Here is a 6,176-nt window from a genome sequence, read left to right on the forward strand (position 1 = left end):
GGAGAGTAGGACACCGCCGGACAACCATTAACGGTCAGGCCCCGACACACCAGTGCCGGGGCCTGACCCATTTAAAACCACACCCCCACCCCGGGCACCGGACCCCCGGACACCCAACCCCCGGACACCCCGCCCCGCCGGAARACGCCATAAGCGAGCGAGCGTCGGCTCAGGAAGCGGCATAAGCGAGCGGGCGTCGGCCCAGGAAAGTCCCGGGACCCAGCAGAGGTGAGCGGGCGTTTAGCCCGAGAAGAAGTCGGAGAGCTCGGCGATGAGTTTGTCCGGAGCCCGGATTACTCCGTCGTGGCCGTGGCCGGGGAGGATGGTGTAGCTCGATCCGGACAGGACGTCGTGGATCTGGCCGCACGCCACCCCGAAGTATGCCGGGCTCTTTTCGCCCACCACAATGAGCGTCTCCAGCGGCAACTCCAGGAACGGCTCTGCGGGCATGTCCGCGGCAATGACTGCCTTGATCTCACGCACGCCGGCCTGCATGAGCTCACGCATTTGTCTACCCATGGGGGTGCCCGACGTCAGCTTGTTGACGAGGGTCAGCATGGAGAGCGGCATCCTCGCGAAGGCGCCTTCCGTTTCGACGCCCTTCACCAATACTGCGAGTCCGCGGTCAAAGTCTCCGGCCGCCGTCGCGCGCTCGTATTCGCTCGTCCAGTCGGCCTTCACGCTGTGGTTGACGGAAACTGCGGGGTCATAGACCGCCAAGCGTTCCACAGGCAGCGTTCGTGCCGCGTGCAGCGCCACTGCACCCCCGAAGCTGTGCCCGAAAACGTCGGTGCTTGACGTGTGCTTCATGATCTCGGCAAGATCCCTGATGTCCACGTCGAGCGTGTAATCCTTGGGCTGCGGCGACGATTCGCCGCGGCCCCGGCGGTTGAAAGTGTGGACTGGACGGCCAAGGGCGGCGCTGAGCTTCTGGGCAAACCTGGAGTAGTCTGCGGCGGTCACCATTGAGGCGGGCACGACGACGACGCCGGAGCCGCCAGCGGCCAGCCCACCACCCGTCGTGAAGAGCTCGAGGGTTCCGCCGTCGGCTGTTGTGATGTTCTCGCGCGTCATGCTTCGAGCCTAACGGAGCCGCCGGGTTCCGTCAGTCCTTGAAATAGCTGGAAATGTCCGCCACAAGTTCCTTGACCGCTGCGGGGACGGACCCGTGAAAGCCTTTCGGCGATACCACGAGCGTGCTTCCAGGGACGGCTGCGTACAGTCGCTCGGCGGTGACCTTGTAGTACTTGGGGCTCTTGCTACCCACCATGAACCGTGTGTTTCGGGGAAGTACAGAGAAGTCCCGGGGGTGTGCAGCTTCGTCGTAGGCGGCTTTGAGTTCGCCGACGCCCGTTGGCATGAGTTCCCTGAGGACCTTGTTCACCTTCGTGTGGGAGACGAGGGCCATGAGCCCGGCCAGGATGGGTTCCGGGATCCGGGCCAAGGTGCTGCCGGGCTGCATGCCCTTCTTCATCCGCGCCATGGCACGTCCCACATTTCCGCTATCCACGGATTGCGCAAAGCCGTCCAGCCAACCCGTGTCCATACTGCCGTCGATGTTGACCGCGGCATCGTAGACGGCAAGTTTGTTCGGTTCGTAGTTTGTTCCCGCAAACTCCTGCGCGGCGTTCAGTGCCACGGATCCGCCGAGGCTGTGGCCGAGGATGTTCCTCGCGCCCGTCGCGTCCGTGATGGTGCGGACGTCCGCGATCTCCGTGGCCATGGAGTAGTTTGCGGGTAGCTCCGTTGAGCTGCCCCGGCCCCTGCGGTCGTAGACGTCAACTGCCCACCCTTCGCCGAGTCCGCTGGCTAGGGCCATGGAAAATGGCCGGTAGATGAGTGCGGTCAGGAATGCACCGCCAATGAGCAGCACGCGACGTTCTCCGGGAGCGTCCACCGAGCCGTAACTGTACAAGGCGAGCTTGCCGCCGTCGGGCGTGGGGACCTCACGTTCTCTCACCGTTTCATCCTAGGGCGACGCCGGCGTCGCCCGTCCCTTGGGCCAGGTAGCGGGCGATTTTCACCGCGAGATGTTTCCCCGGCCGGAGGGGGCCTTCATGGAACTGCAGGGGGACTATCGCGAAGTCCACCACCGGGACGGCGGCGGCAAGCTGCCGCCCGGTTTCGGCGAAGTACGCCGGGCTCCAGCCGCCACTGAGCATGAGGGTTGGGGTTTCCAACTTCGCATAATCCTGTATGTGTGAGTCCGCGTCGATGATCACGCGCATCTCTGACACAGCCGTCGGCAACAAGTCCCTCATCTCGGCTCCCAACCTGGTCTTGGCCGAGAGGATGCTGAGCACCCGCAGCGCTCCGAGCGGCAAATAGGAAATCGGCCCGGCCGTGGCCAGCCCTTGGACCAAATGAGCCCATGCGTGGTCGAGCTGACCCGCGGTGACGGCCTCTTCCAATTGCGGTCGCCAGCGCCCGTTCAGGTTGCCGGACAGGGAAACCGCGGCGTCGTAAGTGACCATCCGAGAGATGGGCGCGCGCAAGGCTGCCTGGAGCGCCACGAATCCGCCATAGCTATGCCCGACAACATCCGCGGAGCCACTCGCCTCCATCACGGCAAGCAGATCGCTGGTCTCTGTCGCGGCGGAGTAGTCAGGCGGCTGCGGTGCCGAGCGGCCGCGGCCGCGCCGGTTGTATGAATGCACCGGCCGGCCAAGCAGGATGCTGAGGTTCCTCGCGAATGGCCAGTAGAGGGAGTCGGTCACCAAGGTGCCGTGGACAAGTACGACGCCGGGTCCCTCCGCCGCGCTCGGAGCGCCTGGAATGGAGGCACCGGCCGCGGGACGGAAGGAATGCACCTCAAGGTGGCCGCCGTCGTCGTCCGTCTTAACTGTCCATGTCTCCACAGCCCGAGTCTATGTCGGCCGCCGCCGGGAGCGAGGGTAGGTAACTCTGGGGAAATCCGGTAGGGAACTCCAAGGAATCCCCGGTAAACTTGGGGATTGTGACTTCCGCAAACACCCCAGCCCAGCACAACGCCGCAGAGCCCGCCGACGCCAGCGAACAGATGCGTATCCGCATGGAAAAGCGCAGCAAGCTGATCGAGCGTGGCGCCGAGGCATACCCTGTGGGTGTTGAGCGGACGCATTCCCTTGCCGAGATCCGCGAGAAGTACGCCCACCTCCAGGCTGACGAAACCACCGGCGACACCGTGGGCGTGACTGGCCGTGTCGTGTTCGTGCGCAATACCGGCAAGCTCTGCTTCGCCACCCTCCAGGAAGGCGGGGCAGACGGAAAGGGCGTCCGCCTGCAGGCCATGCTCAGCCTGGCTAACGTCGGCGAGGAGACCCTTGCGGACTGGAAGGCGCTGGTGGACCTCGGCGACCACGTTTTCATCAAGGGCGAGGTCATTTCATCCCGCCGGGGCGAGCTGTCCGTCATGGCCGACTCTTGGTCCATGGCTTCCAAGGCTTTGCGCCCGCTGCCGGTGCTACACGCTGAACTGAACGAGGAAACCCGCGTCAGGCAGCGCTACGTGGACCTGATGGTCCGCGATGAAGCCCGGGAAATGGTCTACACCCGTGCTGCGATCACTCGTTCGGTGCGCGACACTTTGGACCGCCATGGCTATGTGGAGGTGGAGACCCCCATCCTGCAGCTCGTCCACGGCGGCGCTACAGCCCGTCCGTTCGAGACGCACATGAATGCGTTCGACCAGAAGATGACGTTGCGCATCGCCACTGAGCTCTTCCTCAAGCGCGCGGTGGTGGGCGGAATTGACCGCGTTTACGACATGGGCCGCGTCTTCCGCAACGAAGGCGTCGATTCCACCCACAGCCCGGAATTCACCACCTTGGAATGCTATGAGGCGTGGGCAGACCAATTCGTCATGGCCGATCGCATGAAGGAAATCATCCTCAACGTCGCCGACGTCGTGGGTACCCGCACCATCCAGACGGACGCCGGAGAGATCGACCTCGACGGCGAATGGGCCTGGGTAGCTGTCTATCCGGGACTCTCCGAGGCGATTGGCGAGGAGATTACGCCCGAGACCACGGTGGCGGAGCTGCTGGCGATTGCCGCCAAGCACGAAGTCAAGGTGGATCCCAAGTGGGAGGCCGAAAAGCTGGTGGTCGAACTGTTCGGCGAGATCGTCGAGCCCACGCTGCTCAACCCCACCTTCGTCTACAACTACCCGCCCTCCGCGCAGCCCCTCGCCCGCCCGCATCGGGAGGACGGCCGCTTGATCGAGGCTTGGGACCTCATCATCGGTGGCATGGAACGCGGCACGGCCTTCTCAGAGCTGATCGACCCCGTCATCCAACGCGAACGACTCACCGAGCAGTCGCGCCGTTCGGCTGCCGGCGACGTTGAAGCCATGCAGCTGGACGAGGACTTCCTCAGAGCCCTTGAGTACGGTGCTCCGCCCATGGGCGGCATCGGCTTGGGCATCGACCGTTTGGTCATGCTGTTCACCGGAGCAGGCATCCGGGAAACCATCTTGTTCCCACTCCTCAAGCCCGAAGGGCACTGACCATGGAATACATTGCCGTTCTTGCGCCGTCCGTCGTTGTCGGACTTCTCTTTTGGTTTGCCATGAAGGCTATCTTCAACGCGGACAAATCGGAACGCCAAGCAGAAGCCCGAGCCCAGGAAGAAGCCGGTTTTGGAATTGCGAACCCGGCCGGCGACGGTTCAACGCCTGCCAAATAGCTCTTTCCCGCGGCCTTCCCCAAAGATTTAATAGTGTCTTTGGCGATGTCTTTGACGATGTGCCATGTCCTGGACGATAATCTTTAATAAGTAGTCCAGCTATTCTGCATATCCGACCCCTCCAAAAGAGAGTCTTTTCATGGCACAGAAAGTCAAAATTATCCTCGTTGACGACCTGGATGAGGGCGCCGCGGATGAAACTGTCCGCTTCGGCCTTGACGGAGTCAGTTACGAAATGGACCTGTCCAGTGCCAACGCTGCCAAGCTGCGGGACGCTCTGGGGCCGTTTGTGGCCAAAGCGCGCAAAACCTCCACTGGTCGTGCAACGCGCAGCCGCGTTGCCGCAGGGAGAAACCAGGACTCTGCACAGATCCGTCAATGGGCGCGCGAGAACGGTTATACCGTAAACAGCCGAGGCCGCATTCAGGCCGAAATTCAGGAAGCCTACCAGAAGGCAAATTCCTGACACCAAGTATCAATACCCCGGCCCTAGGGCCGGGGTATTGTCATTTCAGCGTCCGTTTCGCGGGTTACCCGTGTCGATTGGCAGTACGGCGGCACTATTCATCTGAAGACTTGGAACCGCCTGTGAATATTCGGTATGTAGTCACTACGTTTGCTGAGAAGAACGATGGCGGGTGGCCCGGCTCGTGAGGGCGGCGGCGGCGCCGCACGAGGCCGCGGAACATCCGGAGTTTGGTTCCCAACGTCGCGCCAAGGACCCATCACGGCGTGAGTGGTCTTATTCCCAGTGCGGCCATGTTTCCCCTGTGGCGAACACGCCCCAAAATTCCTGCGTTGCCACGTAGCATCAAAGTACGTCGTAGCTAGGAGTGTGGCGAAATGTTTGAGAGATTTACGGACCGTGCCCGTCGCGTTGTTGTGCTTGCCCAGGAAGAGGCACGCATGCTCAACCACAACTACATCGGTACCGAGCACATCCTCTTGGGTCTGATCCACGAGGGTGAAGGCGTTGCCGCGAAGGCGCTTGAGTCCCTGAGCATTTCGCTCGATGGCGTCCGCGAGCAGGTACAGGAGATCATCGGCCAGGGCCAGCAGGCTCCGTCCGGTCACATCCCCTTCACCCCGCGCGCCAAGAAGGTACTTGAGCTTTCGCTCCGGGAAGCCCTGCAGCTCGGCCACAACTACATCGGTACCGAGCACATCCTGCTGGGCCTCATCCGTGAGGGCGAAGGCGTTGCCGCRCAGGTGCTTGTCAAGCTTGGSGCCGAYCTYARCCGGGTCCGCCAGCAGGTCATCCAGCTGCTCTCCGGCTACCAGGGCAAGGAAGCCGCGGGCCCCGGCTCGGGACCTGGCCAGCAGGAAGGTACTCCCGCCGGTTCGGTGGTGCTGGACCAGTTYGGCCGCAACCTCACCCAGGCTGCGCGCGAAAACAAGCTTGATCCTGTGATCGGCCGTGAGCTGGAGATGGAACGCGTCATGCAGGTCCTCTCCCGGCGCACCAAGAACAACCCCGTCCTGATCGGTGAGCCCGGCGTCGGCAAGACCGC

7 protein-coding genes are annotated in these 6,176 nt (G+C 62.9%); 4 read left to right on the forward strand and 3 right to left on the reverse strand.

The window, feature by feature from the left end:
- Positions 1-240: 240 nt before the first annotated feature.
- Genes AC1DLO_RS22380 through AC1DLO_RS22390 form a run of 3 tightly spaced genes read right to left on the reverse strand, consistent with a single transcriptional unit; the run spans position 241 to position 2,858 of the window.
- Positions 241-1,074, reverse strand: a complete 834-nt coding sequence (locus tag AC1DLO_RS22380; RefSeq protein WP_476891864.1) for an alpha/beta fold hydrolase — start codon at positions 1,072-1,074, stop codon at positions 241-243.
- A gap of 31 nt (positions 1,075-1,105) precedes the next feature.
- A complete protein-coding gene (locus tag AC1DLO_RS22385; protein WP_476891865.1) occupies positions 1,106-1,960 on the reverse strand; it encodes an alpha/beta fold hydrolase in 855 nt (284 codons plus the stop codon).
- A 4-nt stretch (positions 1,961-1,964) separates the two neighbouring features.
- On the reverse strand, positions 1,965-2,858 hold the full coding sequence (locus tag AC1DLO_RS22390) for an alpha/beta fold hydrolase (RefSeq protein ID WP_476891866.1): 894 nt from the start codon (positions 2,856-2,858) through the stop codon (positions 1,965-1,967).
- Between the two features lie 98 nt (positions 2,859-2,956).
- Here AC1DLO_RS22390 and lysS point away from each other — a divergent pair, with 98 nt between their 5' ends.
- The 4 genes from lysS to AC1DLO_RS22410 form a co-directional block, all read left to right on the forward strand.
- Positions 2,957-4,486 carry a lysine--tRNA ligase gene (gene lysS / locus AC1DLO_RS22395; RefSeq protein ID WP_476891867.1) on the forward strand — a complete coding sequence of 510 codons (1,530 nt, stop codon included), beginning with the start codon at positions 2,957-2,959 and terminating at the stop codon, positions 4,484-4,486.
- A gap of 2 nt (positions 4,487-4,488) precedes the next feature.
- A complete protein-coding gene (locus AC1DLO_RS22400; protein WP_268024139.1) occupies positions 4,489-4,665 on the forward strand; it encodes a hypothetical protein in 177 nt (58 codons plus the stop codon).
- Positions 4,666-4,804: 139 nt separating this feature from the next.
- Positions 4,805-5,131 (forward strand): histone-like nucleoid-structuring protein Lsr2, encoded by a 327-nt coding sequence (locus AC1DLO_RS22405; RefSeq protein ID WP_184740653.1) that lies wholly within the window; start codon positions 4,805-4,807, stop codon positions 5,129-5,131.
- 377 nt (positions 5,132-5,508) lie between these two features.
- The coding region (locus AC1DLO_RS22410; RefSeq protein ID WP_476914620.1) for a Clp protease N-terminal domain-containing protein at positions 5,509-6,176 on the forward strand (668 nt) is incomplete at its 3' end.

The organism is Arthrobacter sp. 01T419 (assembly GCF_056398865.1).

Excerpts from the sequence above, each read along its gene's own strand:
- AC1DLO_RS22380 (WP_476891864.1), bottom strand. The coding sequence starts at position 1,074 with ATGACGCGCGAGAACATCACAACAGCCGACGGCGGAACCCTCGAGCTC.
- AC1DLO_RS22400 (WP_268024139.1), top strand. The coding sequence starts at position 4,489 with ATGGAATACATTGCCGTTCTTGCGCCGTCCGTCGTTGTCGGACTTCTC.
- AC1DLO_RS22405 (WP_184740653.1), top strand. The coding sequence starts at position 4,805 with ATGGCACAGAAAGTCAAAATTATCCTCGTTGACGACCTGGATGAGGGC.